Raw genomic sequence first — 24969 nt, 5'->3', positions numbered from 1 at the left:
AGGAGATAGGCGAGGACGAGGAGCGGCACGAGAAACTCCGCCCAGGCGATGAGCAGCACGAGACCTTCATCCGTCACAGCCGGTTCATCTGCCCTAACGGAAAGCCTTTATACGGCCCACAGACGGTAAGGAATGCGGCTCGCGGCGGGGGCGTTGCCATCGAGGGTCCCCTACGCGGGCGGCACGTGCCGGCGATCGGGATCAACTAAAATGGGTAGGCCGTGCACGCGGCGGATGTGCGTCTCGCTTCAGTCCCGGGACGCGGACGAGACCCCGACCAACCAGAGCGAGACTTCACTATGCCTATGAACACCCGCGACGACCTGCGGAACATCGCGATCATCGCACACGTCGACCACGGCAAGACCACGCTGGTCGACGCGATGCTGTGGCAGTCCGGCGCGTTCCGTGCCAACCAGGACGTCGACGAGCGCGTCATGGACTCCAACGACCTGGAGCGCGAGAAGGGGATCACCATCCTCGCGAAGAACACGGCGGTCCGGCACGACGGCATGACCCTCAACATCATCGACACCCCCGGCCACGCCGACTTCGGCGGCGAGGTCGAGCGCGGCCTGTCGATGGTGGACGGCGTCGTGCTGCTCGTGGACGCCTCCGAGGGCCCGCTGCCGCAGACCCGCTTCGTGCTGCGCAAGGCGCTCGCCGCGAAGATGCCGGTGATCCTGTGCATCAACAAGGTGGACCGGCCGGACGCCCGCATCGCCGAGGTCGTCGACGAGGTGTACGAGCTGTTCATCGACCTCGACGCCACCGAGGACCAGATCGACTTCCCGATCGTGTACGCCTCGGCCAAGGCCGGGCGTGCCTCGCTGGAGCGCCCCGCCGACGGCGGCATGCCGGACTCCCCCGACCTGGAGCCGCTGTTCGAGACGATCAAGAACACGATTCCGGCGCCGGTGTACGACCCGACCGCGCCGCTCCAGGCTCACGTCACCAACCTCGACGCGTCCAGCTACCTGGGCCGTATCGCGCTCTGCCGCGTCCACCAGGGCACGATCCGCAAGGGCCAGCAGGTCGCGTGGTGCCGCACCGACGGCAGCGTGCAGCGCGTGAAGATCTCCGAGCTGCTGATGACCGAGGCGCTGGAGCGCAAGCCCGCCGAGGAGGCCGGGCCCGGCGACATCATCGCGATCGCCGGCATCCCGGACATCATGATCGGTGAGACGCTTGCCGACCCCGAGGACCCGCGCCCGCTGCCGCTGATCACCGTCGACGAGCCGGCGATCTCCATGACGATCGGCACCAACACCAGCCCGCTGGTCGGCAAGGTCAAGGGCGCCAAGGTCACCGCCCGCCTCGTGAAGGACCGCCTCGACAAGGAGCTGGTCGGCAACGTCTCGCTGCGCGTGCTGCCCACCGAGAGCCCGGACGCCTGGGAGGTGCAGGGCCGTGGCGAGCTGGCCCTGGCCATCCTCGTCGAGCAGATGCGCCGCGAGGGCTACGAGCTGACGGTCGGCAAGCCGCAGGTCGTGACCAAGGTCGTCGACGGCAAGGTGCACGAGCCGGTCGAGCGGCTCACCGTCGACTGCCCTGAGGAGTACCTGGGCGCGGTCACCCAGCTCCTGGCGGTGCGCAAGGGCCGCATGGAGCACATGACCAACCACGGCACCGGCTGGATCCGGATGGAGTTCCTGGTGCCGGCGCGCGGCCTGATCGGCTTCCGCACCGAGTTCCTCACCGAGACCCGCGGCACGGGCCTCGTGCACCACGTGTTCGAGACGTACGAGCCGTGGTTCGGCGAGCTGCGCACCCGCAACAACGGCTCGCTGGTCGCCGACCGCGCGGGCCAGGTCACCGCGTTCGCCATGCTCAACCTGCAGGAGCGCGGCACGCTGTTCGTCTCCCCCGGCACCGAGGTGTACGAGGGCATGGTCATCGGAGAGAACTCCCGCTCCGACGACATGGACGTGAACATCACCAAGGAGAAGAAGCTCACGAACATGCGCTCCTCCACCAGCGAGGAGACCGAGAAGGTGATCCCGCCGCGCGTCCTGTCCCTGGAGCAGGCCCTGGAGTTCATCCGCGACGACGAGTGCGTGGAGATCACTTCGCAGACCGTGCGCATCCGCAAGGTCGTCCTCGACGCGGCCAGCCGTGGCCGCGCCGCCGCCCGCGCCAAGCGCAGCTGACCACCGCCCCGGTCCCGTACGGGGACCGGGCGCCGAAGCCCTCGCCGGACGATCGGCGGGGGCTTCGGCTTTCCCACCGGCCTTGTTCAGGAGTCGCTCGCGGGCCAGGTCAGCCGCCCCTCGCGCAGGTCGTCCACGACCACCGCAGCCAGCGGACGACTCACGGCAGACGAGGAGTGAGCATGAGCAACGTGACCAGCGCACTGGTGATCGGCGGCGGCGTCGCCGGACCCGTGACGGCGCTCGCCCTGGCCAAGGCCGGCATCCGGGCGACCGTTCTCGAGGCGCACCACAGCGCCGCGGACGGCGTCGGGGCGATGCTCAGCCTGGCCCCGAACGGGCTCGACGCGCGGCCCCGGAGCGGCAAGAGCGGGTAAACGGCGGGCACAGATGGTGTCGTCCGCGCTCCTCGCCATATCCGGCCGTGCTCTGCTGTCGCAGGCAGTGCAGTGTCTGAGGAGGAGCGATCATGCCCCGCACAACCCGTTTCGCCCTGGCCGCCGGGCTCACCCTGGGACTGGCCGCGGCGGCCGTGCCGGCCGCCCCGATCGGCTTGATCGCCCCGGCGGCCCCGTCCGCGTCGTCGGCGCCGTCTGCTCTGTCGGCTTTGGGGGCGCCCGCCAGCGCCACCCTGGCGGCCGCCGCGACGCCGGCCCGCACCGGAGAGTCGGCGACCGCCGTCATCAGGACCGCGGCCGGGCGCGTCCTCGGCACCGTGAGGATCGAGCGGTACGACGCGAAGAAGTCGAGGGTCAGCGTCAGCGTGCAGGGACTCACTCCCGGGTTCCACGGCTTTCACGTGCACGCCGTCGGCGTGTGCGACGCCCGTTCGGTCGACAAGGCGACGGGCAGCGCGTTCTCCAGCGCCGGGAGTCACCTCGGCCCAGGAGAGCACGGCGACGGAGCCGGGGACATGCCGCCGCTGCTCGCGGCCGCGGACGGCACCGCCGCCGCGTCCTTCGTGACCGACAGGTTCACCCTGGAGCGACTCGGCGACGCCAACGGAAGCGCGTTCGTGGTGCACGCCGGGCCGGACAACTTCGCCCATATCCCGGACAGGTACTTCCATCGTCCGGACGCCGCAGGCGCCACGGGCCCGGACGCGACCACGCGCAAGACCGGCGACGCCGGCGCCCGGATCGGCTGCGGCGTCGTCAAACTCCACGCCTGATCCCTCGCGTGCGGGGCCGTTCCGGAGCACGCGGCCCGACCCCGCGCAGTACGGACGACTCACGGCGGGGGGACGCGGTGTCAGGAGAGGCGGTGTCAGGAGAGGTGGCGGCGCTGCCAGTCGACCAGCGGGACCAGCGCCCGCCAGGTCGAGCGGACCCGGTCGAGGGTTTCGGGGGTGTGCAGCCACGGCTCCGGCTCGAACCGCCGCCCGGCGTGCAGCGTCTTGTGCCGCAGGAGGTCGAGCCGGGGGTGGTCCTCCGGCGTGCCGCGAGGGCGGGTCTTGAGCCGCTCGCCGCCGACCGTGAGATCGCCGGGCAGGGCCGCGAGGATCTCCTCCAGCAGGGGCCCGGCGGTGTCGTCGTCCAAGGCCTCGCGGTAACGAAGCACCTGGTCGCCCGGCATCCACCAGCCCGCCGCCACGTAGAGACCGTCGGCGTCCACCTGCACGTAATAGCCGACGCCCTCCACGCCCACCCCGCAGTAGGCCCCCTGATGCGTCTTGTACGGCGACTTGTCCCTGGCGAACCGGACATCGCGGTGCGGCCGGAACAGGTGGGCGGGTCCGAACTCCGGCTCCAGCTCGTCCATGAGCGCGAGCATCGGCGTCCGGACCCCGGTCTCGTACAACTCCTTGTGGGCCGTCCAGTACGCCTTCGAATTGTCGGCGACGAGGCCCTCGTAGAAGATGAGCGCCTCATCGGGGAACCCGCTGAAACCCATGCCACCCACCTTCGCACGCCCCACCGACAGTCCCGGGACCGGGACGGCTCGGCCGCCCTCGGCGCCGCCGTTGTCGTTGTCGCACGAGGTCACGGATTCACTTGTTCGTGTACTTCTTCCCGGGAGCGGTGTCGCCGAGCAGCTCCGAGACGGTCACGTACGTGAAGCCCTTGTGGTCGAGTTCGTCCAGCAGCCGGGGCAGCGCCTGCACGGTGGTCGGGTGGATGTCATGCATGAGCACGATGTCGCCGGGTTTGGCGGCGGCGCTGCGCTGGGCGATCACCGTGGGGTTGCGGTTGAGCCAGTCGAGGGTGTCGACGGCCCACAGGATCTGCGCGAGCCCCGTCTGCTTCGTCTCGTTGTCCACCGTCTGGTTCGTCGCACCGTACGGCGGGCGCATGAGCCGCATCCGCACGCCGGTCACCTTCCGCACGGCGTCCTGGGTCCGGTCGAGCTCGTGGCGCAGGGCATCGGGCGACAGCCCCGCCAGGGAGGCGTGGTCCCAGGAGTGGTTGCCGATCTCGTGGCCCTCGGCGGCCATCCGCCGCACGAAGTCGCGCGTCTCGTTCGTGATCATCTGGCCGAGCAGGAAGAACGTGGCCCGGGCGTGGTGGGCCGCGAGCAGGTCGAGGACGTGCCCGGTGTATTCGGCCGGCCCGTCGTCGAACGTCAGGGCCACGCATTTGTGCTTTCGGCAGTCGACATGCCGCGGCGGCGGGATCGCGGGCAGGCGCGGGCCCGGCACTCCCCGCTGCGCCCCCGCGAGCCGCCAGCGCAGCAGGTCGGCGTCGAACCGCCGCGGTGTGCCGAAGCGCGGATGCTGGGCCGCCGGCCCCGGCCGGTTCTCCCCCGCCGGTACGGACCGGACCTGGGCGCACCCGCCGAGCAACAGCAACGACAGCAGAACGGATCCGATCCGCATACGACCCCCCGGAGCAGGCGGGGGGCCACGAACGCTACGGATAGCCTCCGGCCGCTCCCCCACGCAGAACCTTTTCCAGCTCCTCCCACCAGGGCGGCACGTCCGCCTTGAGCTCGGCGTATCTGCGAGCCACCCGGATGGCGCATCCTGCCGGGTCCGTACCCAGGTGCCGGCACTTCACGGCACCCTCGCGCCAACGGTAAAAGCCCTCACGAAAGGTCACGACCAGGCCTATCCAGACGGAGAGAGTAGCCTCGTCACCGATCTCGTAGGCGTCGGCCACCCCGAGCGCGGCGAGTTCCGCGCGAAGTTTTTCCACCGCGACTCGCGATTCACTCACCGGCCACCGCCCCCTGCACAGCAGACACGCACAAAAAGGGATGTACCCAACCTTGGAGCGGGGCTTGCGGATTCATTCTGTAATCATCGACTACTAAGCGTCACCACGCAGCCCTTACTGGTCAGTCATCTCCAGGTTCTCCGACCGCGGGCCGGTCGGGAGGCACGGGAGGCTCGGTGACCACCATCACGAACCGCAGCGGTTCGTCGTGCTCGTTGGCGTACCGGTGCGGACGGTCGGCGCCGAACACGACGGCGTCGCCGGACGCCACGACGTGGCTCCTGCCGTACACGGTCAGCGTGAGCCGCCCCTCCAGGACGGTGAGCATCTCGCGGGTGCCGGCGGGGTGCGCGTCGCCGTCGTGGTGCTCGCCGGGCCCGAGGCACCAGTCCCACAGCTCCAGGATGGCGGGCGCGTCGGTGCCCACGAGCAGGCGGGCCGAGCCCCTCCCGGGGTGCCGGAACGTCACCATCTCGGACTCGTGCACGACCCGGACGACCGGGGTGTCGGCGACCTCCACCAGCCGCGCGAGGGTCACGCCCAGCGCGTCGGCGATCCGGGTGAGCGTGTTGACGCTCGGGTTGGTGCGGCCCTGCTCGATCTGGATGAGCATGCCGCGGCTCACGTTCGACCGGGCCGCGAGCTCGTCGAGGGTCAGCCCCCGGTGGGCCCGCTGGCCCCTTACGTTCGCGGCGATGGCCGCGGTGATCGTCGCAGGATCGGCCATGAGTACAGCCTAGTGATCTCCTACTACAATTCATTGCACTATCGATGAGTTCTCTTGGGGGATCCGTGACGGCGGTGGCGCTCGCGACGGCATGCGCGGTGATCTTCGGTACGGCCGACTTCTTCGGCGGGCTCGCCACCAGGCGCTCGAAGGTGCTGGCCGTCGTCGTGCTCTCCCAGCTCGGCGGCCTGCTGCTGGTCGGCGCACTGCTCCCGGTCCTGCCCGGCCATGTGAGCACGGCCGCGCTGGCCTGGGGGATGGCCTCCGGAGTCGCCGGCGCCTTCGGCATCGTGCTGTTCTACCGTGGCCTGGCCACCGGAATGATGTCCGTGATCGCCCCCACCACGGCCACGACCGCGATGGCCGTCCCCGTGCTCTTCGGACTTCTCACCGGCGACCGGCCGTCCGCTCTGGCACTCGTGGGCGTGGCGCTCGGCCTGTTCGCCGTTCTGCTGGTCAGCCGCGAGCCGGGCGGCGGCGCGAGCGGCCCGAAGGCGGGGCCTATCCTCGCCGCCCTGGTGTCGGGCGCGGGGTTCGGCGGATTCTTCGTGCTGCTCAAGGTGGCCCCCGCCGACTCCGGCACCTGGCCTCTGCTGGGGGCGCGGATCGCGTCGATCACCCTGGTCGTGCTGCTGGCCCTGGTCACGCGCAGGAGCCTGCGCCCGGTGCCCGGCAGCCTCACGGTGACGATCGCGGCCGGGGTGCTCGACATGGCCGCCAACGTGCTCTATCTCTTCGCGGCGCAGCGGGGGATGCTCACCCTGGTCGCCGTCCTGGTGTCGCTGTATCCGGCGAGCACCCTGCTGCTCGCCCGGTATGTCCTGGGCGAGCGGCTGAGCCCGGTGCAGATCACCGGCGTCGGGTTCGCGCTCGGCGCGATCGCCCTCATCGCCGCGGCCTGAGCCGCACCCGGTCCTCCGCCTGGATCCGCGGCGCGGTCGGTGGCCGCCACGGCGATGCGGGGAAACCCTCCCGGCATCGCCGGGACCCACCCGTTCACCACGTCGCCGCCTCGATTGGCCACTCCGCCGGGCCGTCCGACTCCCCTTAGGGACGATCGCGCGCGAACCGCACGGTGATGGACAGGCCGCCTTCGGGGCGTGCGCTGGTGGTGAGGGCGGCGTGGTGAGCTTGGGCGACGGCATCGACGATGGCCAGGCCGAGGCCGTAGCCCTCGCTGCGGCCGTGACGTTCGGGTGCCAGTTTCTGGAAGGGATGAAAAAGTCGCTGGATCTGGTCGCCGGGGACGACCGGCCCGCTGTTGACGACCGTAAGGGCCACCCGCGCGCCGGAGGTCTGTGTGGTGACCTTCACCCGCCCGTCCGCGTGGTTGTGGCGGATGGCGTTGTCGATGAGGTTGGCGACGAGGCTTTCGATCAGTCTCCGGTCCCCGGCCGTCACCGCGGGCGCCAGGTGGCCGGCGAGGTCGACGCCTGCCTCCTTCGCCTGGTCGCGGCGGGAGGTGAGCACTCCTTCGACGACGTGGGCGAGGTCGAGGGTGTCCCAGCGGGTGACGCCGCGCTCGCTGGTGGCCAGGGCCAGCAGCGCGTGAACGAGCCGCTCCTGGTGCCCGCCCAGAGCGAGGGCCTCCTGGCAGGCCGAGCGCAGGGTGCCGGCGTCGGCGCCGGGGTCGGCGAGGGTGACCTCAAGGAGGGTACGCAGCCCGGCGAGAGGGGTGCGCAGCTCGTGGGAGGCGTTGGCGACGAAGTGGCGCTGGGCGTCGAAGGAGGCTTCGAGGCGGGCGAACAGGTCGTCCAGAGTGTGGCCGAGTTCGGTCAGCTCGTCCGTTGGCTCGCCGAGGTCCAGGCGCCGGTGGAGGTTCCCGGCGGAGATGACTTTGGCGGTGGCGGTGATGGCGCGCAGCGGCTGCAGGAACCGGCCGGCGACGTACCAGCCGAGAGCCAGGGCGAGGGGAAGCAGAACGACCAGGGCGACGGCGGATCCCGTGAGGAGCTGGGGCAGGCTGATCCCGGGCCCGGTTCCGGTTCCGGTTCCGGTGATCGCACTCGATGAGGAGTGGCCTATGGGTGTGGCCGCGTCGATGTCGGCGAGCGGGACGGCGACGAGGACGAGCACGAAGACCCCGGCGGCGTAGAAGCCCGCCGCGTAGGCGAGCGCGAGCCGCGTCTGCAGGGACCTTCTGGCGAGCCGCCGGGAGGTCATGACGGTCCGATGCGGTAGCCGCCTTCGCGGATCGTCTCGATGACGGGAGGGTCGCCGAGCTTGGCCCGCAACCTGTGCATGGTGTGCTTGACGGCGCTGCTGAAGGGGTCGGCGGCCTCGTCCCAGACACGTTCGAGCAGTTCTTCGGCCGAGATGACCAGGCCGGGCACGGCGAGCAGGCATTCGAGCAGGGCGAACTCCCGCGGGCTCAGATCGAGGCGCCGACCGGCCCGCAACGCGATACGGCGGGCCGGATCGAGGGTGATGTCGCCGCATGCCAGGGTGGGCGGCAGCGGCGGAGTGGCGCGGCGCGCCAGGGCGCGGACGCGGGCGACCAGTTCGGCGAACGCGAAAGGCTTGGGCAGGTAGTCGTCGGCGCCGAGGCTGAGCCCGTCGACACGGTCCTCGATCGTGCCGGAGGCGGTGAGCATCAGTACGCGAGTCTCGCAGCGGTCGTGGGCGAGTCGCCGGCAGATCTCGTCCCCGTGGACGCCGGGCAGGTCGCGGTCGAGGACCACCACGTCGTAGCGGGTGACCGCCAGGCGGTCGAGGGCGGCGGTTCCGTCCAGGACGACGTCGACGGCCATGCCCTCACGGCGCAACCCGGTGCCGATGGAGCGGGCGAGGACCTCGAAGTCCTCGACGACGAGGACCCTCATCGCCCCTCACCGCCGGCCGTCGTGCGGGCGGGGCGAACGGGTTCAGGTGCCATGTCCGCCACGATGTCAGATCCCCGGTCGCAGCCGGGTCGCAGCGGCCGCGACCCGGATGGAACCGGGTGCCCCGTACAACCGTCGGCATGAATTCATCCACGTCTGACCGATCCAGCCGGCGGGCCGGGCAGGACGGCTTCCCCCAGATGCTGCGCACGGAGTGGACCAGGTTCCGCACCACGCTCGGCTGGACGCTCGCCATGGCGGCCTCCGTGCTGGTCACCGTGTCGCTCGGTCTGCTGATCGCCGGGGGCGTTCGCAGCACTTGTGTGACCGAGAAGGGCGAGGGCCCCTGCCCCGCGCCCTTGGTGGGACCCGATGGCACGGCGGTCAGGGACAAGTACTACTTCGTGCACCAGCCGCTCAAGGGGAACGGCAGCATCACCGCCCGCGTGTCGGGCATGACCGGGCAGATCCGGATGCCGCACCCCGTACCCGGGGTGCGCAACATCCAGCAGGGGGTGGTGCCGTGGGCGAAGGCCGGGCTCCTCGTCAGGCAGAGCCTCAAGCAGGGCACCCCGTATGCCGCCGTCATGCTCACCGGAGATCACGGCGTGCGGATGCAGTACAACTACACCCACGACGTGGCCGGCGGTCCTCACAACGGCCCGCAGTGGCTGCGGCTGACCAGGTCGGGCGACACCGTCACCGGCTACGAGTCGGACGACGGCACGACGTGGACCGAGGTCGGCACGGTCACGCTGACCGGACTGCCCGAGACGGCCGAAGTCGGGCTGTTCGCCACCTCGCCAGGTGCCTTATGGGACATGGCCGTAGCCTTCTCCCAGGTCACCGCCACTTTCGACCGGATCGATCTGCAGGGCGCGAACGGTCCGTGGCACCGCGACGACGTGGGCGTCGGTTACGAGTCCGACGGCAAGACCCCGCATCACCCGGGCGGGGTCGTCGAGTCCGGCGACAAGCTCATCGTGACCGGAGGTGGTGACATCGGGCCCGCCGTGATGCTGGGCGGTATACGCGCCGACCTCATGCTGATCGGCGGGGCCGTGGGGCTGATCCCGGTGCTCGTGGCGGCGGTCACGTTCTTCACGACGGAACACCGGCGCCGGCTCATCGGGACCGGCCCACCGGCGCAGCCGCGTCCGGTGCGGCTTCTGGCGGCCAAGGCCATGGTGGTCGGCGCGGTCGCGTTCGCGGCGGCGCTGGTGTCCTCGGGGGTCGTGGTCCCCGTCGGCCTGGCGATACTGCGTGCCAATCACAACCAGGTTCAGCCGATCACCTCGAGCACCGAGCTCCGTATGATCGTCGGCTACGCGGCGCTGACCGCGGCCGCCGCCGTGCTGGCCCTGGGCCTCGCCGCGCTGGTCAAGCGGGCCGGTATCGCGATAGGGCTGGCCATCGCGCTGGTCGTCGTGCCCTACCTGCTGGCGACCGCGGGTCTGGCGCCACGGCTGCTGATGATCACCCCTGCCGCCGGGTTCGCGATCACGCAGAGCATCCCCACGTTCGCGCACGTCGACGTGGACCCGTCACTGCTCGCAGGCTACTACCCGCTCCCGCCATGGGCAGGCCTGACCGTCGCCTGCGCGTACGCCGCCCTCGCCCTCGGGGTGGCGATGGCCGTACAAACCCGGCCGCAGCACTCGGCATCCAGGTGAGCCGCTCTGAGTTTCCGGCGCGGCCGGGCAGGGGCGACCTCGGTCACGGCTCCTCACGGGCCGATCAGGCGCGGATCAGGCGGCGCAGGCCTGCTCGGGGACGCGTACGACGCCCTCCTCGCGGGCGTAGTCCTCCAGCATGCCCCGGAGCTGCCGGCGGCCCCGGTGCAACCTGGACATGACGGTGCCGATCGGAGTGCCCATCCGGTCGGCGATCTCCTTGTACGCGAAGCCCTCGACGTCGGCGAGGTAGACGGCCACCCGGAAGTCCTCCGGCAGCGCGCGCAGGGCGTTCATCACGACACTGTCCGGGATCTGGTCGAGCGCCTCGGTCTCGGCCGAGCGCAGCCCGCTCGACATGTGCGACTCCGCCGCGGCCAGCTGCCAGTCCTCGATCTCCTCGGCGGCCGACAGCTTGGGCGAGCGCTGCTTCTTGCGGTAGTCGTTGATGAAGTTGTTGGTGAGGATGCGGTGCAGCCACGCCTTGAGGTTCGTGCCCTCACGGAACTGGTGGTACGACGTGAACGCCTTGGCGACGGTTTCCTGGACCAGGTCCTCGGCGTCTGCGGGGTTGCGCGTCAAACGCATGGCGGACGCGTAGAGCTGGCTCGTCACCGGCACGACCTCACGCTCGAACCATGCCTGCCGCTGCTCGTCGGTCGAGATCATCTCTTCCCCCTACGGAACTTCTCCCCCGTTACCCGTCCGGCCGGAACACATGCGAGGTGGCTCGTTCATCGTTGTGCCAAGGACATCGTGCCGTTTGGGGCCTAAGCACGCTGTTAATTCGTCCGGCCTGGTCAGCACCGTCGTTCTCCCGGACCAGGCCCGCGCGGCCAGGTCACGCGCAAGCCGAACAAGTCTCATTAGCGTAACACTGAAGCCTCAATCCGGAGTAAAATGTGGCAGATTTCACTGGCCGCCGACGCGGTCGGCGGTCGTGCCCCGGCGGCTCAGCCTTTGGTGTTCATGCCCGAGGGCGTGCCACAGTAGCGGGATGAACCACCTGGATCGGCACGATCCGGTCACGAGAGCCTGGGTGGCCGACGCCATCCAGGCCGTCGAGGCCGACGCCAACCGAAGCTGCGACACTCACCTGCACGCATTCCCGCTCCCCTCGCACTGGGATGTCGACCTCTATCTGAAAGACGAGTCGGTGCACCCGACCGGTTCACTCAAGCACCGTCTCGCCCGGTCCCTCTTCCTGTACGGCCTGGCGAACGGCTGGATCGGGCCCACCACCACGATCATCGAGGCGTCCAGCGGGTCCACCGCGGTGAGCGAGGCGTACTTCGCCCGCCTGCTCGGCCTGCCGTTCATCGCCGTGATGCCGGCGAGCACCTCACCGGAGAAGCGGGAGATCATCGAGTTCCACGGCGGCAAGTGCCACCTGGTGGACGACCCGAGGGCGATCTACGACGAGTCGCACCGGCTCGCCGCCGAGACCGGCGGGCACTACATGGACCAGTTCACCTACGCCGAACGGGCGACGGACTGGCGGGGCAACAACAACATCGCCGAGAGCGTCTTCCAGCAGATGACGCTCGAACGGCACCCGGAACCCGCGTGGATCGTGGTCGGCGCGGGCACCGGAGGGACCTCGGCGACGATCGGCCGCTACATCCGCTACCGCCGCCACCAGACCCGGCTGTGCGTGGCGGATCCCGAGGGCTCGGCCTTCTACCCGTCCTGGGTGTCGGGCAAGGAGCACGGCGGCGCCGGATCGCGCATCGAGGGCATCGGCCGGCCACGGGTCGAGCCGTCGTTCCTGCCGACGGTCATCGACCGGATGACCCAGGTTCCGGACGCCATGTCGATCGCGGCCATGCACTGGGTCAGGGAGGTCGCCCGCCGGGAGGTCGGCGGGTCGACCGGCACCAACATCGCGGCGGCGGTGCAGATCATCCGCGAGATGCGCGAGCGGGGCGAGCGCGGCAGCGTGGTCACGCTGATCTGCGACGGCGCCGAGCGTTACCGCGACACCTACGGCGACCCGCGCTGGCTGTCCGAGCAGGGCATCGACATCGCCCCTCACCTGGAGGAACTACGCGCCTTCCTCCGGAGCTGACGAGTGGCGAGCCGGGGAGTCCCGGCCCGCCACCGTGTTCCTTGTTTTTCTCGTGGTTCCTTGTTTTCTCGCGTCAGTCGCCGAGCAGGGCGTCGACGAAGACCTCGGGGTCGAACGGCGCGAGGTCGTCGGGCCCCTCGCCGAGGCCGACCAGCTTCACGGGCACGCCCAGCTCACGCTGAACCGAGATCACGATGCCGCCCTTGGCGGTGCCGTCCAGCTTGGTGAGGGCGATGCCGGTGACGTTGACCACCTCGGCGAAGACCTGCGCCTGGCGCATGCCGTTCTGCCCGGTGGTCGCGTCCAGGACGAGGAGCACCTCGTCCACCGCCGCCTTCTTCTCGATGACCCGCTTGACCTTGCCCAGCTCGTCCATCAGGCCGGTCTTGGTGTGCAGGCGTCCCGCGGTGTCGATGATGACGGTGTCCGCCTTGTCCTCGATGCCCTTGGCCACGGCGTCGAACGCCACGGACGCCGGGTCACCGCCCTCCGGGCCGCGCACCACGCCCGCCCCGACGCGGTCACCCCACGTCTGGAGCTGGTCGGTGGCCGCCGCGCGGAAGGTGTCCGCGGCGCCCAGGACGACCTTGCCGCCGTCGCCGACCAGGACCCGGGCGAGCTTGCCCGTGGTCGTGGTCTTGCCGGTGCCGTTGACGCCGACGACGAGGACGACCGCGGGCCGCTCCCCGTGCGGCGTCGTGTGCAGGGTGCGGTCGAGGTCCGGCGCGATCTGCGTGAGCAGCTCCTCGCGCAGCAGCTTGCGCACCTCGGTCGGGGTGCGGGTGCCGAGCACCTTCACCTTCGTCCGCAGTTCCTCCACCATGGCGCGGGTGGGGGCCACGCCGACGTCGGCGGTGATCAGGGTCTCCTCGATCTCGTCCCAGACGTCGTCGTCGAGATGGTCGCGCGACAGCAGTTCGAGCAGGCCGCGCCCGAGGACGTTCTGCGAGCGGGCGAGTCTGCTGCGCAGCCGCACCATCCGGCCGGCCGAGGGCGGCGGGACCTCGATCTCGGGAGCCTTGATCAGCTCTTCGATCGGAGGCGCGGGAGGAGGCAGCGTGGTCGTCGTGCCGCCGTCTTCCTCACCGAGCCCCGTCTTCGCGGGCTCCTCCACAACGGGAGCCTTCGGCTCCGGCGGGGCCGGCGGCGCGGGCGGCAGGTCCTTCGCCTTCGGCCGGAACAGCAGCCACAGGCCACCCACCGCCAATATGGCGACGATGGCCACGATCACGATGATGCCGAGGTAACCGTCCACACCATGCAGTTTCCCAGATCACCCGCATTACTCCGGCCAGGGCGGCTCTATCTAGACTTTCTCCCGGAGGCGCTGGCTGACGACCTGGGTGACACCGTCTCCGCGCATGGACACGCCGTACAACGCGTCGGCGATCTCCATCGTGCGCTTCTGATGCGTGATCACGATGAGCTGTGAGGTCTGTCTCAATTCCTCGAAGAGGGTGAGCAGCCGCTGCGTGTTGGTGTCGTCGAGCGCCGCCTCGACCTCGTCCATCACGTAGAACGGCGACGGGCGCGCCTTGAAGATCGAGACGAGGAACGCGACCGCCGTGAGCGACCGCTCGCCGCCGGACAGCAGCGACAGGCGCTTGACCTTCTTGCCGGGCGGCCGGGCCTCGACCTCGACGCCCGTCGTCAGCATGTCCTCCGGGTCGGTCAGCAGCAGGCGGCCCTCCCCGCCGGGGAAGACCCGCTGGAAGATCTCCCCGAACTCGCGCGCCACGTCCTCGAACGCCGCCGCGAAGACCTGCTCGACCCGGTCGTCGACCTCCTTGACCACGAGCAGCAGGTCGCGCCGGGTCTTCTTGAGGTCTTCGAGCTGCGAGGTGAGGAAGGCGTGCCGCTCCTCGAGCGCGGCGAACTCCTCAAGCGCCAGCGGGTTGACCTTGCCGAGCTGGGCCATCTGCCGCTCGGCCGTCCTGGCCCGCTTCTCCTGCTCCTCCCGGACGTACGGCACCGGCGGGTCGCCGGGCACCGGCACGCCCGGCCCATACTCGGCGATGAGCGGTTCGAGCTCGATGCCGTACTCCTCCAGGGCGCGCTGCTCCATCTGCTCCAGGCGCAGCCGGCGCTCCGTCCTGGCCATCTCGCTGCCGTGGACGCGGTTGACCAGGGCGTCCAGCTCGGAGCTGAGCTCCCGTACGCGCAGGCGCACCTGCTTGAGCTCGGCGTCGATCTGCCCGCGCGCCCGCTCCGCCTCATCACGTTCCCCGGCGGCCCGGGCGAGTGAGCCTTCCAGGGCGTTCAGAGCGGCCCGGGCGCCCTCGGCCACCGCCGCGGCGATCTCCGCCTGCCTGCGGCGACGTTCCCGGTCGGCCGCGGCCCGGGCCCGGTCCTGCCGCTCGCGCTGGGCCGCGCGCAGCAGGGCGTCGGCGCGGCCCGCGATGCCCCGCACCCGCTCCTCGGCCGTACGGACGGTCAGCCGGGCCTCCATCTCGGCCTGCCGGGTGACGCCGCAGGCCGCGGCCAGCTCGTCCCGGGTGTCGGTGGTCGGCTCCGCCTCCAGCTCGGCGGCGTACTCGGCCTCGGCGAGCTGCTCCTCCAGCTCCACGACCATGGCCTGAGCCTGCTCGCGCGCCTCCTGGGCGTCCAGCACCGATCGGCTCAGCCGGGCCGCCTCGTCCTGGGCGGCCTTGACGGCGGCCTCCAGCCGGGCGAGCTGCCTGGCCGCCGCCGCGGCCCGCTGGTCGGCCTCCCGCTGCCTGCCGCGCAGGCGGTCGAGCCCGGCCTGCGCCGTGTTCAGCCCGTTCTGCGCGGCGTTGACGCCGCTCTGGGCGGCGCTCACACCGCTCTGCGCCTCCGCGACCCGTGCCTGCGCCGTCTCCAGCGCGAGCTGGCACTCCCGCTCGGCGGCCACGGCCTCGGCCAGCGCCTCCGCATGCCGTTCGGCCTCGGCCCGGGCGGTGGCGAGATCGGCCGCGGCCTCGTCCAGGGCCGTACGCATCTGCAGCAGCGAGACCCCGCCACCGGAGCCGCCGTGCGCGGCGTGGACCCCGAGCAGGTCGCCCGACGTCGTGACGGCCCGCAGCTCCGGGTGGGCGTCCACCACCTTGCGCGCGGTGAGCAGGTCGGGCACCACGACCACGCCGGCCAGCAGCGCCTCCACGGCGGGGCGCAGCTCGTCCGGCACGGTCACCAGATCGGCGGCCCATTCGGCGCCCGCGACGGGCACCTCCGGCCGCCCGCCGTCACCGTTCCTGTCGCCGGCGATCAACAGGGCGGCGCGGCCGGCGTCGGCCTCGCGCAGGTGCTCGACGGCCGCCACGGCGGCGGTGAGCGAGGCGACGGCGACCCCGTCCACGGTCAGCACGGCCGCGACGGCCGCCTCCGCCCCCGGGCGTACTGCCAGCAGTGTGGCGATCGGGCCGAGCACGCCGGGCAGACCCGCGCCGAGCAGCGCGGCGGCCCCGTCCGCTCCCCCGGCGAGGCTCATCTCCAGGGCTTCGCACCGCGCCTGGAGAGCGGCGACGGCGCGCTGTGACTCCTGGTCGGCGGCGCGGGCCGTGCCCACGGCGGCCCTGGCGGCGGCCAGCGCGTCCCTGGGGGCGGCCAGGGCGGCCCGCGCCCGCTCCACCACGGCCTCGGCCTGCTCGGCCACGGCCCTGGCCTCCTCCACCGCGGCGCGAGCGAGGTCCACGCCCTCCTGCGCGGCCTCCAGCTCCGCCGCGAGCTCGGGGTCGGCCGGCTGTTCGTCGAGCGCCTGCGCGTCGAGCTCGTCCTGGGCCTGCTCCGCGCGCCGGGTGGCGTCCTCGACGGCCTTGGTGAGCCTGCCGATCTCGTCTCCGGCGGCCCTGGCCCGGCTCCTGGCCGACTCGACCTGGCCCCGGAGACTGGCGAGGGCCTCACGGCGGTCGGCCGCGGCGCGGGCGGCGGCGGTCAGGCGCCGCTCCTCGGCGGCCAGCGCCTCCTCGGCCTCGGCCCGCACCTCGACGGCGGCCGCGAGCCGCTCGCGCGCCTCGTCCAGCTCCTCCGCCAGCACCCGCTCCTGCTCCCGCACCTCGGCGGCCTCGCGTTCCAGGTCCTCCGGGTCGCGCCCGCGCCGCTCGATCGACGCGGCGTCGGCGGCGTGACGCCGGCGTTCTGCCGCGAGGCTCTCCACGCCGCGCAGCCGCTCCCGCAGGGCGGAGAGGCGGTAGAAGGTCTCCTGGGCGGCCTTGAGCCGCGGCTGCGCCTCGTTCTCAGCCGCCTCCAGCTCGGCCTCCCGCCGCTGGCCCTCGGCCAGCTCCGCCTCCACCCGGGCCCGCCGCGCCTGTACGGCCGCCTCGTCGGCCTCCTCCCGCTGCAGCGTGTCGCGGAGGGTGATCACGTCGTCGGCGAGCAGGCGAAGCCGCGCGTCACGCAGGTCGGCCTGGATGACGGCCGCCTTGCGGGCGATCTCGGCCTGGCGGCCCAATGGTTTGAGCTGGCGGCGCAGCTCGGTCACGAGGTCCTGCACGCGGGTGAGGTTGGCCTGCATCGCGTCGAGCTTGCGGAGCGCCTTCTCCTTGCGCTTGCGGTGCTTGAGCACGCCTGCGGCCTCCTCGATGAACGCCCTGCGCTCCTCGGGGCCCGCGTGCAGCACCTGGTCGAGCTGGCCCTGGCCGACGATGACGTGCATCTCCCGGCCGATGCCGGAGTCGGACAGCAGCTCCTGGATGTCGAGCAGGCGGCAGGTGTCGCCGTTGATGGCGTACTCGCTCTGGCCGGACCGGAACATCAGCCGGCTGATCGTGACCTCGGTGTAGTCGATCGGGAGCGCGCCGTCGGTGTTGTCGATCGTCAGCGTGACCTCGGCGCGGCCGAGCGGCGGGCGGCTGGAGGTGCCCGCGAAGATGACGTCCTCCATCTTGCCGCCGCGCAGCGACTTGGCGCTGTGCTCGCCCATCACCCATGCGAGGGCGTCGACGACGTTGGACTTGCCGGAGCCGTTGGGGCCCACCACGGCGGTGATGCCCGGCTCGAATCGGAGGGTGGTGGCCGAGGCGAAGGACTTGAAGCCGCGTAAGGTGAGCGTTTTCAGATACACGTCCGCCCCCCTCGATGCCGCCTGGCGTTTGGGGGGAAAGACTACAGCTCCGGCAGGCCGGGTACGCGGGGATAGGCACCGGCGGCCCACGCGGCGGGGCCTGGACCGAAAGCGGGATAAGACAAGCCGGGCAGTCCGCCCATTCCACGGGCGAACGATCCCTGAGATCGGTCAGCCGGTGAATCGATTCCCCGGGAACGGCGGCGGAAATGGCAAGGGACGCCTTTGCGGGGCGTCCCTACAATCCTTCTCTTCCGGCCGGTTCTCAGGTGAGAGCCGGCTCGCGATCCTGCAGCCGGACCAGGTCCTCATCACGAGTCTGCGCCGTGAGCGCGTCGTTCTGGGCCTGAAGCCGGGTGAGTTCTGCCTCGAGGTCGCGGACGCGCTGCTGGAGACGGCGCATTTCCGAGATCATACGAGGATCAGGACCGCCGACGTGGCCGAGTAGAGCCTTCGCCATAGTAAAGGGTCCTCCACGCTGAGTGACCAGACTGGTTCGCGCACTTCATGCCGCGGGAGGGGTGCGCGTGGTTCCTCTCAAGAGTCGCACCGGCATTGGAGACGGTCAAGCTGAACGCTCCGCACAGACGTGCCGGTGGGCACTCTCGCTAGATAAATATACCGGATTTGAGGGGTTTGAGGGAAGCCCTACCTCTCGACAAACCCGGCGATACCTCTCTTCGCATCACTCCAGCGCTCAACCACCCCCTCAACGTGGCCGGGCGTGTCGCCGGCGCGTAACAACGACAGGAGCCGCTCGCACGACTCCCTCGGGCCCTCGGCGACGACCTCGACCCTCCCGTCGGCCAGGTTCGAGGCCCACCCGACGAGCCCGAGCTCCAGTGCGCGGGCCCGGGTCCACCAGCGGAACCCCACACCCTGCACCCGTCCCCGGACCCATGCCGTCATCCGAACCACGCCTACAAGTATCCAGATCGATTTCGGCCGCGACAGGCCGGGGTGCCCACTCAGGGACGGGCGTTCCTGGGGCGGGGCTGGCATTTCGGACAGCTGTAGGAGGACCGGTTCATGAACGCCTCCCGGCGGACCGGCGTCCCGCAGCGGCGGCAGGGCTCGTCCCGCCTGCCGTACACCGCGAGCGAGCGGTCGAAGTAGCCGCTCTCGCCGTTCACGTTCACGTACAGGCTGTCGAAGGAGGTGCCGCCCTGCTCCAGCGCCTCACCCATGACCGCGCGGATCGCCGCCAGCAGTTCGGCGATCTTCGGCCGGGTCAGCGTCTCGGTCGGCCGCGCCCAGTGCAGGCGCGCCCGCCACAACGCCTCGTCCGCGTAGATGTTGCCCACGCCGCTGATCAGCGACTGGTCGAGCAGCGCCCGCTTGACCCCCGTACGGCGCAGCCGCAGCCGCACGGCGAACTCCTCGTCGTCGAAGGCGTCCTCCAGCGGGTCGGCGGCGATGTGCGCGATCGGCTCGGGCACCGGCCGGGCGGGACCGGAGGTCATCGGGGCCACCAGGAGATGCCCGAAGGTGCGCTGGTCGACGAACCGTAACTCCGGGCCGCCGTCGGTGAAGCCCATGCGCACGCGCAGGTGCTTCTCGATGGGCGACAACGGGTCGACGACGAGAAGCTGGCCGCTCATGCCGAGGTGGGCGATCAGGGCCTCTTCCGGCTCCTCCTGGGCGCCGTCCCGCAGGGGCAGCCACAGGTACTTGCCGCGCCGCTCGGCCGACCCCGCCGTGCGGCCCTTGAGCTGGGCGGGCAGGTCGCCGACGTTGCGGCGGACCGCCCTGGGGTGCAGAACCTCGGCCGCGGCCACCGTACGGCCGGCGACCCAGCTCTCCAGGCCCCTGCGGACGACCTCTACCTCGGGCAACTCGGGCATGCGCCGTCTCCCGGGTCAGGCCCGTACGGGCCCGGCGCCGTCGCGGGCGTCGCGCAGCGCGCGGATCGCGGTCCAGGCCGCCTCCGCCGCCTGCTGCTCGGCCTCCTTCTTGCTGCGCCCCGCGCCCTTGCCGTACTCCTTGCCGCCGACGCGCACGATCGCGGAGAACGACTTGGCGTGGTCGGGCCCGCTCTCGTCCACGTGATACTCCGGCACGCCGAGCATCTCGGCGGCGGTGAGCTCCTGCAGGGACGTCTTCCAGTCGAGCCCGGCACCGAGCGACGCCGAGCGCGTGATGAGCGGGTCGAACAGCAGGTGGACGACCCGGAACGCCTCGTCGAGGCCCTTGTCGACGTACACGGTGCCGATCAGGGCCTCCAGCGTGTCGGCCAGGATGGACGACTTGTCCCGGCCGCCCGTGCCCTCCTCGCCGCGGCCGAGCCGCAGGTACTTGCCGAGGTCGAGCGTCCTGGCGACGTCCGCGAGCGCCCGCATGTTGACCACGGCGGCGCGCAGCTTGGCGAGCTGGCCCTCCGGCAGGTCCGGGTGGTTGCGGAACAGCGTGTCCGTCACCACGAGACCCAGCACCGAGTCGCCCAGGAACTCCAGGCGCTCGTTCGTCGGCAGCCCACCGTTCTCGTAGGCGTACGAGCGGTGCGTCAGCGCCCGCTCAAGGATGCCGGTGCTGAGCCGGACGTCCAGAGTCTGGAACAGCTCGTCTCTGGCGACCTCGACGGGCACGGGCTTTACAGACGGCGCGGCCATGAAATCCTCCCAACTCCTATGTGCAGGCAAGGCCGTGCACGGGAGGCAGGTGGACCGGCCGAAGGCCCGAAGGCGTGGTGGACGCCGGTCCGCCGGGAGCCGATGGCCCCGGCGTCCACCACGGCCGCGGGCGTGCATGTCGGTGCGTACCGTCCAACCGCCACCGCACGTTCCCTGAAAGCCGCACGTTCCTTAAGAGCACGGTAACGCCGACCGGCTCGCCTTGACGATCCGGCCGGCGTTTCCGATTGCTGCGCGAGGCAACGCTCTACGCGCGATCAGGCCGACGGCTCGACGACCTGACGGCGGTTGTAGGTGCCGCAGGTCGGGCACGCCACGTGCGGGCGCTTGGGCGAGCGGCACTGCGGGCAGCTCACGAGTGCGACCGCCGCCGCCTTCCACTGGGACCTGCGGGCGCGGGTGTTGCTCCGCGACATCTTCCGCTTGGGGACGGCCACGTCAACCCTCCTGATCGTCTTCCTGTTCCACAACCAAACCCTGCAGCGCCGCCCAGCGGGCGTCGACGGTTTCGTGCCGGTGGTCAGGGCCGGCCTCCGCCAGCCTGATCCCGCACTCCGCACAGAGACCGGGGCAGTCCTCACCGCACACCGGGCTCAGCGGCAGTGCGAGCACCACCGCGTCACGGAATACCGGCTCGAGATCGAGCAGTTCGCCGTCGAGGAGCAGATCGTCCTCTCCGGCGTCCTCCGCCGAGTAGAAGTAGAGCTCCTGGAAGTCGACCTCGATCTCCGAGGTCAACGGGTCCAGGCAGCGCGAGCACTCCCCCGTCAGGGGAGCCTGCGCCGTGCCCGTGACGAGCACGCCCTCCATCACCGCCTCGAGCCGGATGTCCAGCTCGACGTCGGCGTCCTTGGGAACGCCGATCATTCCGACCGCGAGGTCCGCCGGTGCCGGGAGGACCGGGCTGAGCGTGCGCATCGATCCCGGTCGGCGCCCCAGGTCGTGGGTGGAGATCACCCAGGGGGCTCGGGGATCGAGGCTGTGCAGACTCATCCTGCTCTCGTTAGGCATGGCGAATCACCGCCGTCGTGCAAGGCTGAAAGGCAAGAATACCAGCCCCGGTTCAGCCTCTGAGCCGCTCCACGAGCAGCTGGCGAACGAGGTCGGGGACCAGGCCGGAGACGTCCCCGCCGTACCGGGCGATCTCCTTGAGCCTGCTGGACGACAGGAACGAGTATTCCGGGTTGGTGGACATGAACAGCGTCTCGACGCCCGACATCCGATAGTTGAGCTGGGCCATCTGCAGCTCGTAGTCGAAGTCGCTGACCGCCCGCAGGCCCTTCACGATGGCCGGGATGCCCTGCTGCCTGCAGAAGTCGACCAGCAGGCCGTGGAACTTCTCGACGCGGACGTTGCCGTACTCCTTCGTCACCGCCTGCAGCATCTCGATGCGCTCGTCGACGGTGAACAGGCTGCGCTTCTCTACGTTGATGAGCACAGCCACGACGACCTCGTCGTACAGCCGTGACGTCCGGCCGATGATGTCCAGATGTCCGTTGGTGACGGGATCGAACGACCCCGGGCAGACGACGCGACGCAAGGCGCACCCCCATGATCTACGGGTTCCCGGCTGCGCGACCGTACCAAACGGCCGCCTCACCGTACCGACGGACCCTGTCTTCCGTGAAGCCCACGGGCCACATCAGGTCCTTACCCCTCGACTCCCGCTCGACGGCCACCAGCGCGCCCTCGGCCAGCCAGCCGTTGTCGTGCAGCGCCAGCAGCACCCGCGAGACCGCCTCGTCCGAGACGGCGTACGGCGGATCGGCGAAGACGAAGTCGTACGGCTCCTCGCACGGCCGGCCCACCACCCGCTCGACCTTCTCGGCCCGCAGGGACGCCCCCGGCAGCCCCAGGGACGCGATGTTCTCCCTGATCGTGCGTACGGCCTTGGCCTCCGACTCGACCAGCAGCGCGTGGGCGGCCCCCCTGCTCAGGGCCTCCAGCCCCACGGCGCCGGACCCGGCGTACAGATCGAGGACCCGGGCCCCCTCCAGCGAGCCGAGCACGGAACCGACGGTGGCGAACAGGCCCTCCCGGGTGCGGTCGCTCGTCGGCCTGGTCGACTTCCCCGGCGGCACGGCCAGTCTGCGTCCCCCCGCCGTCCCTGCGATCACCCGCGTCACGCCCTCATTGTCCCGCCCCCGGCGCCCTTTCCGTACGGCGGGCGGAGGGCCCGAAAGATCGAGCAGGTCAAGAGTGGGCAAGCGGCGGCGACGAATGAGTAAGAGCCGTATCGCGGGCTCCGTCACATGCGCATCATGAGTTCTGCGGCCTTCACGGTGACCCAGGGGAAGGCCGGCCGGCGTGGTCGTGAGCCCTTCCGCACGTCGGCGCCCTCGGCACCTGACCCGAGGGTGGGCCCAGCCGGGGACGGCATTCGGGGGGAGGCCGTCCCAAGGCTGGGCCCTGGGTCATTCAACGGGCGTCGTGTTTGACACGGCGCCCGTTTCACTTTCCGGGCGTCACTTTCCGGGCGCATACCGCGGCGCCCGCGGGCGCAGGCCGCGGGCGCCCCCGCCCGCGGGGCGCCGCGGCGGGGACGGCGTTCAGGCCTTCTCGAGGAACTCGGCGCGTTCGTCGGCGACCATGGTGTCGATCTCGGCGCGCAGGCCCGGATGGGCCGACAGCTCGGGATCGGCGGACAACAGGGCGGTCGCCTCGGTCCTGGCGGTCTCGATCACGTCCTCGTCGCGCAGAAGCTGCAGCAGCTTGAGTGACGACTTGCGCCCCGACTGGGCCGCGCCGAGCACGTCGCCCTCCCTGCGCTGCTCCAGGTCGACACGGGACAGCTCGAAGCCGTCGAGGGTCGTGGCCACCGCGTCGAGCCTGCGGCGCGCCTGGGTGCCCTCCGGGGCCTCGCTCACGAGCAGGCACAGCCCGGGCAGGCCTCCCCGGCCCACCCGGCCGCGCAGCTGGTGGAGCTGGGAGACGCCGAAACGGTCGGCGTCCATGATGACCATCACCGACGAGTTGGGTACGTCGACGCCGACCTCGATGACCGTGGTCGCGACCAGTACGTCGATCTCGCCCCTGGCGAAGGCGCGCATCACCGCGTCCTTGTCCTCGGGCGGGAGCTTGCCGTGCAGCGCCTCGATCCGCAGACCGGCCAGCGGCCCCTCGGCGAGCATGCGCGCGACGTCGAGCACCGCCAGGGGCGGCCTGCGCTCGTCGTCGTCCTTCGCCAGGTCGCCCTCGTCGCCCTCCTGGTCGCCGATGCGCGGGCACACCACGTACGCCTGGCGGCCCAGGCCGACCTCCTCGCGGACCCGCTGCCAGGCGCGGTCGAGGAAGTGGGGCTTCTCCGCGGCGGGCACCACGTGGGTGGTGATCGGAGCCCGGCCCGAGGGGAGCTGGGACAGCGTGGAGACCTCCAGGTCGCCGAACACGGTCATCGCGACCGTGCGCGGGATCGGCGTCGCCGTCATGACGAGCACGTGGGGACGCCCGCCGCCGCCCTTCTCGCGCAGGGCGTCGCGCTGCTCGACACCGAACCTGTGCTGCTCGTCCACGACGACCAGCCCGAGGTCGGCGAACTGGACGTGCTCCTGCAGCACGGCGTGGGTGCCGATCACGATGCCGGCCGCGCCGGAGGCCGCGTCGAGCAGCGCGCTCCGCCGCGCGGCGGCCCCCATCGAGCCGGTGAGCAGCGCGACCGCCGTCCCGCCGAACATGCCGCCGGTCGCGAGATCGCCGAGCATGTTCACGATCGACCGGTGGTGCTGCTGGGCGAGGACCTCGGTGGGCGCGAGCAGCACGGCCTGGCCGCCGGAGTCGACCACCTGGAGCATCGCGCGCAGCGCGACCACGGTCTTGCCCGCGCCCACCTCGCCCTGCAGGAGCCGGTGCATGGGATGCTCACGGGCGAGGTCCGCGGCGATCTCCTCGCCGACCTGCCGTTGCCCGTCGGTGAGCTGGAACGGCAGCCGCTTGTCGAACTCCCGCAGCAGCCCGTCGTCGCGCCCGGGGCGGGCCCTGGCGAGCCAGGCGGAGGCGGCGATGCGCCGCCGCACCAGAACGGCCTGCAGGACGAACGCCTCGTCGAATTTCAGCCGATCGTGCGAGCGGCCGACGTCCGCCTGGCTGCGGGGCCGGTGGACGCGCCGCAGCGCCTCCTCGATCGGCAGCAGCCCCAGCCGCTCCCGTATCTCGCCGGGCACGGGGTCGTCCAGACTCAGCACGTCGAGCACCGTGCGCACGGCCCGGCGGATCTTCCAGCTCGGCAGCCCCTGCCCGGAGGGGTAGATCGGCACCAGCGCGGAGGCGAACTCCTCGGCCGTCTCCTCCGTTTCGTCGAACGACTCGTACTCGGGATGGGTGAGCGAGACGCGCCTGGTCCTCCCGCCGGCGAAGACGCTCACCTTGCCGGAGAACATCGCCTCGGTGCCCGGGGTGAGCCGCTGCTCGGCCACGTAGGCGCCCTTGCCGAAGAAGGCCAGGTGCAGCTTCTCCTCGCCGTCGGTCACCTCGATGTCGAGCCAGGTGCCCTGCCGGTTCTTCATCGGCCTGCGCACGGCGGACGACACCTTGGCGACCACGGTGACGTGCTCGTCGTGCTCCAGCGACGCGATCGGCGTCAGCTCCCCCCGCTGCGCGTACCGCCGCGGATAGTGGCGCAGCAGTTCACCGACCGTGCTGATGCCCAGCGCGCTCTCCAGCGGGGCGGCCGACCTGCCGACCACCTTCTTGAGCGGCTCGTCGAAGCTCGTCACGACACCAATTAC

24 protein-coding genes are annotated in these 24969 nt (G+C 71.1%); 6 read left to right on the top strand and 18 right to left on the bottom strand.

The annotated features are described in order from the left end of the window. Positions 1 to 299: 299 nt before the first annotated feature. From typA to AB0O28_RS25185, 3 genes are all read left to right on the top strand, one after another. Entirely contained in the window at positions 300 to 2150 is a 1851-nt protein-coding gene (typA, locus tag AB0O28_RS25195) for a translational GTPase TypA (protein ID WP_363644119.1), read from the top strand. A 182-nt stretch (positions 2151 to 2332) separates the two neighbouring features. Next, a complete protein-coding gene (locus tag AB0O28_RS25190; RefSeq protein ID WP_363644117.1) occupies positions 2333 to 2527 on the top strand; it encodes an FAD-dependent oxidoreductase in 195 nt (64 codons plus the stop codon). Between the two features lie 92 nt (positions 2528 to 2619). Next, entirely contained in the window at positions 2620 to 3321 is a 702-nt protein-coding gene (locus tag AB0O28_RS25185; protein WP_363644115.1) for a superoxide dismutase family protein, read from the top strand. 95 nt (positions 3322 to 3416) lie between these two features. Here AB0O28_RS25185 and AB0O28_RS25180 read toward each other — a convergent pair whose 3' ends face one another. The 4 genes from AB0O28_RS25180 to AB0O28_RS25165 all read right to left on the bottom strand — a co-directional run bounded on the left by AB0O28_RS25180 (position 3417) and on the right by AB0O28_RS25165 (position 6032). Then, positions 3417 to 4043, bottom strand: a complete 627-nt coding sequence (locus tag AB0O28_RS25180; RefSeq protein ID WP_363644113.1) for a DUF2461 domain-containing protein — start codon at positions 4041 to 4043, stop codon at positions 3417 to 3419. 97 nt (positions 4044 to 4140) lie between these two features. Continuing rightward, positions 4141 to 4965 carry a polysaccharide deacetylase family protein gene (locus tag AB0O28_RS25175; RefSeq protein ID WP_363644111.1) on the bottom strand — a complete coding sequence of 275 codons (825 nt, stop codon included), beginning with the start codon at positions 4963 to 4965 and terminating at the stop codon, positions 4141 to 4143. 34 nt (positions 4966 to 4999) lie between these two features. After that, positions 5000 to 5284: a hypothetical protein gene (locus AB0O28_RS25170; protein ID WP_319018244.1), complete on the bottom strand. Its 285-nt coding sequence runs from the start codon at positions 5282 to 5284 to the stop codon at positions 5000 to 5002. Positions 5285 to 5426: 142 nt separating this feature from the next. Next, positions 5427 to 6032 carry an XRE family transcriptional regulator gene (locus AB0O28_RS25165; RefSeq protein WP_363644109.1) on the bottom strand — a complete coding sequence of 202 codons (606 nt, stop codon included), beginning with the start codon at positions 6030 to 6032 and terminating at the stop codon, positions 5427 to 5429. A 44-nt stretch (positions 6033 to 6076) separates the two neighbouring features. Here AB0O28_RS25165 and AB0O28_RS25160 point away from each other — a divergent pair, with 44 nt between their 5' ends. After that, a complete protein-coding gene (locus AB0O28_RS25160; protein WP_363644107.1) occupies positions 6077 to 6934 on the top strand; it encodes a DMT family transporter in 858 nt (285 codons plus the stop codon). A 145-nt stretch (positions 6935 to 7079) separates the two neighbouring features. Here AB0O28_RS25160 and AB0O28_RS25155 read toward each other — a convergent pair whose 3' ends face one another. Together AB0O28_RS25155 and AB0O28_RS25150 are read right to left on the bottom strand one after the other, a co-directional pair. Further along, on the bottom strand, positions 7080 to 8195 hold the full coding sequence (locus AB0O28_RS25155) for a HAMP domain-containing sensor histidine kinase (RefSeq protein ID WP_363644105.1): 1116 nt from the start codon (positions 8193 to 8195) through the stop codon (positions 7080 to 7082). Then, positions 8192 to 8854, bottom strand: coding sequence for a response regulator transcription factor (locus tag AB0O28_RS25150; RefSeq protein WP_363644103.1), 663 nt, complete (start codon positions 8852 to 8854; stop codon positions 8192 to 8194). Before AB0O28_RS25150 ends, AB0O28_RS25155 begins: the two co-directional genes overlap by 4 nt. A 140-nt stretch (positions 8855 to 8994) precedes the next feature. On the opposite strand from AB0O28_RS25150, the gene AB0O28_RS25145 reads away from it, so the two are divergent. Continuing rightward, positions 8995 to 10527 (top strand): hypothetical protein, encoded by a 1533-nt coding sequence (locus AB0O28_RS25145; protein WP_363644101.1) that lies wholly within the window; start codon positions 8995 to 8997, stop codon positions 10525 to 10527. Between the two features lie 75 nt (positions 10528 to 10602). On the opposite strand, the gene AB0O28_RS25140 is transcribed toward AB0O28_RS25145, so the two are convergent. Beyond that, complete coding sequence (locus AB0O28_RS25140) at positions 10603 to 11196, bottom strand: sigma-70 family RNA polymerase sigma factor (protein WP_363644099.1); 594 nt, start codon at positions 11194 to 11196, stop codon at positions 10603 to 10605. Positions 11197 to 11524: 328 nt separating this feature from the next. Between AB0O28_RS25140 and AB0O28_RS25135 the strand changes: the two genes are divergently transcribed. Further along, entirely contained in the window at positions 11525 to 12595 is a 1071-nt protein-coding gene (locus tag AB0O28_RS25135) for a PLP-dependent cysteine synthase family protein (RefSeq protein WP_363644097.1), read from the top strand. Positions 12596 to 12668: 73 nt separating this feature from the next. On the opposite strand, the gene ftsY is transcribed toward AB0O28_RS25135, so the two are convergent. The 11 genes from ftsY to recG all read right to left on the bottom strand — a co-directional run bounded on the left by ftsY (position 12669) and on the right by recG (position 24957). Then, positions 12669 to 13850: a signal recognition particle-docking protein FtsY gene (gene ftsY / locus AB0O28_RS25130; RefSeq protein ID WP_363644095.1), complete on the bottom strand. Its 1182-nt coding sequence runs from the start codon at positions 13848 to 13850 to the stop codon at positions 12669 to 12671. Positions 13851 to 13901: 51 nt separating this feature from the next. Further along, entirely contained in the window at positions 13902 to 17615 is a 3714-nt protein-coding gene (locus AB0O28_RS25125) for an AAA family ATPase (protein ID WP_363644093.1), read from the bottom strand. Positions 17616 to 17880: 265 nt separating this feature from the next. Next, positions 17881 to 18075, bottom strand: coding sequence for a hypothetical protein (locus AB0O28_RS25120; RefSeq protein ID WP_363644091.1), 195 nt, complete (start codon positions 18073 to 18075; stop codon positions 17881 to 17883). A gap of 188 nt (positions 18076 to 18263) precedes the next feature. Next, positions 18264 to 18524, bottom strand: coding sequence for an acylphosphatase (locus tag AB0O28_RS25115; protein ID WP_363644089.1), 261 nt, complete (start codon positions 18522 to 18524; stop codon positions 18264 to 18266). Between the two features lie 59 nt (positions 18525 to 18583). Next, entirely contained in the window at positions 18584 to 19459 is an 876-nt protein-coding gene (gene mutM, locus AB0O28_RS25110; RefSeq protein WP_363644087.1) for a bifunctional DNA-formamidopyrimidine glycosylase/DNA-(apurinic or apyrimidinic site) lyase, read from the bottom strand. A 15-nt stretch (positions 19460 to 19474) separates the two neighbouring features. Next, positions 19475 to 20224: a ribonuclease III gene (gene rnc, locus AB0O28_RS25105; RefSeq protein ID WP_363644085.1), complete on the bottom strand. Its 750-nt coding sequence runs from the start codon at positions 20222 to 20224 to the stop codon at positions 19475 to 19477. A gap of 278 nt (positions 20225 to 20502) precedes the next feature. Next, on the bottom strand, positions 20503 to 20682 hold the full coding sequence (gene rpmF, locus AB0O28_RS25100) for a 50S ribosomal protein L32 (protein ID WP_030506036.1): 180 nt from the start codon (positions 20680 to 20682) through the stop codon (positions 20503 to 20505). 1 nt (position 20683) lies between these two features. Then, positions 20684 to 21238: a DUF177 domain-containing protein gene (locus tag AB0O28_RS25095; RefSeq protein WP_363644082.1), complete on the bottom strand. Its 555-nt coding sequence runs from the start codon at positions 21236 to 21238 to the stop codon at positions 20684 to 20686. Positions 21239 to 21308: 70 nt separating this feature from the next. Continuing rightward, positions 21309 to 21785: a pantetheine-phosphate adenylyltransferase gene (coaD, locus tag AB0O28_RS25090; RefSeq protein WP_363644080.1), complete on the bottom strand. Its 477-nt coding sequence runs from the start codon at positions 21783 to 21785 to the stop codon at positions 21309 to 21311. A 16-nt stretch (positions 21786 to 21801) separates the two neighbouring features. Beyond that, on the bottom strand, positions 21802 to 22371 hold the full coding sequence (gene rsmD, locus AB0O28_RS25085; protein WP_363644078.1) for a 16S rRNA (guanine(966)-N(2))-methyltransferase RsmD: 570 nt from the start codon (positions 22369 to 22371) through the stop codon (positions 21802 to 21804). Positions 22372 to 22794: 423 nt separating this feature from the next. Beyond that, positions 22795 to 24957 carry an ATP-dependent DNA helicase RecG gene (gene recG, locus AB0O28_RS25080; protein ID WP_363644076.1) on the bottom strand — a complete coding sequence of 721 codons (2163 nt, stop codon included), beginning with the start codon at positions 24955 to 24957 and terminating at the stop codon, positions 22795 to 22797. Between the last annotated feature and the right edge of the window lie 12 nt (positions 24958 to 24969).

The sequence above is a fragment of the Microbispora sp. NPDC088329 genome (assembly GCF_040685655.1).
Classification (GTDB): Bacteria; Actinomycetota; Actinomycetes; order Streptosporangiales; family Streptosporangiaceae; genus Microbispora.
Note: the sequence above shows the minus strand (reverse complement) of the source record. Positions and strands in the feature narration are given on the sequence as shown.

Bases quoted from the DNA above. Each gene is read 5' to 3' on its own strand.
- AB0O28_RS25120 (WP_363644091.1), bottom strand. From the start codon at position 18,075: ATGGCGAAGGCTCTACTCGGCCACGTCGGCGGTCCTGATCCTCGTATG.
- AB0O28_RS25165 (WP_363644109.1), bottom strand. From the start codon at position 6,032: ATGGCCGATCCTGCGACGATCACCGCGGCCATCGCCGCGAACGTAAGG.
- AB0O28_RS25160 (WP_363644107.1), top strand. From the start codon at position 6,077: ATGAGTTCTCTTGGGGGATCCGTGACGGCGGTGGCGCTCGCGACGGCA.
- AB0O28_RS25190 (WP_363644117.1), top strand. From the start codon at position 2,333: ATGAGCAACGTGACCAGCGCACTGGTGATCGGCGGCGGCGTCGCCGGA.
- AB0O28_RS25185 (WP_363644115.1), top strand. From the start codon at position 2,620: ATGCCCCGCACAACCCGTTTCGCCCTGGCCGCCGGGCTCACCCTGGGA.
- AB0O28_RS25155 (WP_363644105.1), bottom strand. From the start codon at position 8,195: ATGACCTCCCGGCGGCTCGCCAGAAGGTCCCTGCAGACGCGGCTCGCG.
- AB0O28_RS25145 (WP_363644101.1), top strand. From the start codon at position 8,995: ATGAATTCATCCACGTCTGACCGATCCAGCCGGCGGGCCGGGCAGGAC.
- AB0O28_RS25180 (WP_363644113.1), bottom strand. From the start codon at position 4,043: ATGGGTTTCAGCGGGTTCCCCGATGAGGCGCTCATCTTCTACGAGGGC.
- AB0O28_RS25150 (WP_363644103.1), bottom strand. From the start codon at position 8,854: ATGAGGGTCCTCGTCGTCGAGGACTTCGAGGTCCTCGCCCGCTCCATC.
- AB0O28_RS25095 (WP_363644082.1), bottom strand. From the start codon at position 21,238: ATGAGTCTGCACAGCCTCGATCCCCGAGCCCCCTGGGTGATCTCCACC.
- mutM (WP_363644087.1), bottom strand. From the start codon at position 19,459: ATGCCCGAGTTGCCCGAGGTAGAGGTCGTCCGCAGGGGCCTGGAGAGC.
- AB0O28_RS25140 (WP_363644099.1), bottom strand. From the start codon at position 11,196: ATGATCTCGACCGACGAGCAGCGGCAGGCATGGTTCGAGCGTGAGGTC.
- AB0O28_RS25115 (WP_363644089.1), bottom strand. From the start codon at position 18,524: ATGACGGCATGGGTCCGGGGACGGGTGCAGGGTGTGGGGTTCCGCTGG.
- rnc (WP_363644085.1), bottom strand. From the start codon at position 20,224: ATGGCCGCGCCGTCTGTAAAGCCCGTGCCCGTCGAGGTCGCCAGAGAC.
- typA (WP_363644119.1), top strand. From the start codon at position 300: ATGCCTATGAACACCCGCGACGACCTGCGGAACATCGCGATCATCGCA.
- AB0O28_RS25135 (WP_363644097.1), top strand. From the start codon at position 11,525: ATGAACCACCTGGATCGGCACGATCCGGTCACGAGAGCCTGGGTGGCC.
- AB0O28_RS25175 (WP_363644111.1), bottom strand. From the start codon at position 4,965: ATGCGGATCGGATCCGTTCTGCTGTCGTTGCTGTTGCTCGGCGGGTGC.